Raw genomic sequence first — 2200 nt, 5'->3', positions numbered from 1 at the left:
CCGATGCCACTAACCCGGCTATATGTGAGCAAGTAATGGCATCCATTCACAAGATCACCAGTCAGTTTTGCTGAGAACCACCAATATGTAATGCTGCGCTCAACACGCAGACTTAATCTCATCACAAGGAAAAACAAGATGAAAACCATCGGCCTATTAGGCGGCATGAGCTGGGAAAGCACACAAGGCTATTACAAAGCGATCAACGAAGGCGTTAAAAACCATCTCGGCGGCTTGCACTCCGCCAAAATCGCCATGGTGAGTGTCGACTTTGCTGAAATAGAAGCATTACAGATGCAAGACAATTGGCAACAAGCGGGTGAAATACTCGCAAGTGCTGCGGTATCGGTCGAGGCTGCTGGCGCAGACGGTCTGCTTATTTGCACAAACACCATGCACAAAGTAGCAGACGCTGTTCAATCAGCGATTAACATTCCCCTGTTGCACATCGCCGACGCGACTGGCGAAGCACTCGTTCATGCCAACGTCAAAACAGTCGGGTTACTAGGCACAGCCTTCACAATGGAGCAGGACTTTTACAAAGGCCGACTGACACAACACTTTGGCTTGAAGGTCATAACACCGACTACGTCAGACAGGGCTGACGTTCACCGCATCATCTACGAAGAGCTCTGTTTGGGGAATATCCTGACGCGTTCACGCAAAACCTATTTAGACGTTATAGAGCGGATGGCAGCTCAAGGAGCCGAGGCTGTCATCTTGGGTTGCACAGAGATAGGCCTACTCGTTGAGCAAGCCGATACCGACACACCTCTATTCGACACGACAGCGATCCATGCCCGCAAAGCGGTAGAATTTATGCTCGCTGCTGAGTGCGAGCAAGACTCGTAAATAGGTCGGCTTACAGACGATCAACAGATGAAAAATCAGACGATCAACGGTCGCTATGGCGTCCAACCGCTACCGATCGCACGAAATGGCAAGTCAGGATCAAAGCCGTCGACTTGCTCGGCTAACCATGCGGGGTACGTATTGCTATTTGGGCCGGGAAACACTACATATTCGTTGGCCCAAGGGTAATCAAGAGAGGCTTCTAAAATCTGACTAATGATCTCGTCCACCCCCTCTCCTCGTTTTTCATAAACAAGTTCGGGCTCTGCGCCATACCAATGTCTGTCAGGCAGATCAGACTCGACACGCAATACAGGAACACCCCACTTCGCACGCCATCCGACCACTTCCAAAACAGTATAAGTATCCGCATTACTTGGCTTGACTGAAATCCACGTATGCACCGCGAAGATGCCCCTCCACCCCCAAGTATCTGCTGCATAAACCTGCACAATCGCGTCTGAATATTCAGAGGGCAGCGGAGCAATGTTCGCCGATTCACGGGTTGCATCACGCCACGACGTGGTGCTGCAACCAGCTAGGATGAAAACGGCTGTAACGAGCAGTAACGCGCGTCGCCAACTCGGCCAAGCCTGCTTTGTTTTAGAACATGTGCGCAACAACACGAGGTACTCCGATGTCATAGTTCAAGGAAGGGTACGCTGTTTGCTGTCGATTAGTTTACTCAAATCAGCGTTCACGACCATTGCTCATGCGGCTTCGTTTTATTTAACTGCCAAGTTCAGCTTATTGCAACGCAACTATTGCGAATAATGCCTTCAAATCTCTCGGCTAACCATGCAGGATAGGTGTTTCTATTTGACTCAGAATGAATCACCACTAACTTCCAAGAAATGAGAATAGAGTTCTTCAGATTTTCGAATATGTAACGTACAAAACACATCTATGTTTGATCCATCATTTAGGACCTATGATAAGAAATAAAAAGCATCACACTGCAAATCATATGCAGCACTCTAAGAGTGTTTGGACTTCACAGTCTTCGCAGTTTTGGCCTACTCGCCCATGGTTGCAGCCATATAAGCTCCCGGATACCTATTATGAATTTAGATAAATCGACCAAACGTATAGCAAAAAGAGTGAAGAAAGGATTTCAGGGATATCCGCAAATCACAATAACCTATTTTGGTGAAACAGCTGAATGCGCAAGCGAAGTCGTTGTCGCTTTTATTTCAGAAGAAGGCGCGCTCGCCCAAGAACAAACATTTTGCAGTAAAGGCGACGCCAAAAAAGATGAAACGATTCAAACTACGCTGTTAAAAGTAATAGAACGCGCCGATGCAAAAACAGTACTAGAAACGGACGGCATTTTGCGTATTAAATAACT

Annotated in this window: 3 protein-coding genes; 2 read left to right on the top strand and 1 reads right to left on the bottom strand. The window is 47.5% G+C overall.

The window, feature by feature from the left end; all coding sequences use genetic code 11:
- Positions 1-138: 138 nt before the first annotated feature.
- Complete coding sequence (locus A3751_RS15450; protein ID WP_068457741.1) at positions 139-852, top strand: aspartate/glutamate racemase family protein; 714 nt, start codon at positions 139-141, stop codon at positions 850-852.
- Between the two features lie 53 nt (positions 853-905).
- On the opposite strand, the gene A3751_RS15445 is transcribed toward A3751_RS15450, so the two are convergent.
- Complete coding sequence (locus A3751_RS15445) at positions 906-1478, bottom strand: DUF3750 domain-containing protein (protein ID WP_231876910.1); 573 nt, start codon at positions 1476-1478, stop codon at positions 906-908.
- 435 nt (positions 1479-1913) lie between these two features.
- On the opposite strand from A3751_RS15445, the gene A3751_RS15440 reads away from it, so the two are divergent.
- Positions 1914-2198 carry a hypothetical protein gene (locus A3751_RS15440; protein ID WP_068457739.1) on the top strand — a complete coding sequence of 95 codons (285 nt, stop codon included), beginning with the start codon at positions 1914-1916 and terminating at the stop codon, positions 2196-2198.
- Positions 2199-2200: the final 2 nt, after the last annotated feature.

The sequence above is a fragment of the Oleiphilus sp. HI0080 genome (assembly GCF_001635135.1).
Note: the sequence above shows the minus strand (reverse complement) of the source record. Positions and strands in the feature narration are given on the sequence as shown.

Bases quoted from the DNA above. Each gene is read 5' to 3' on its own strand.
- A3751_RS15450 (WP_068457741.1), top strand. From the start codon at position 139: ATGAAAACCATCGGCCTATTAGGCGGCATGAGCTGGGAAAGCACACAA.
- A3751_RS15440 (WP_068457739.1), top strand. From the start codon at position 1,914: ATGAATTTAGATAAATCGACCAAACGTATAGCAAAAAGAGTGAAGAAA.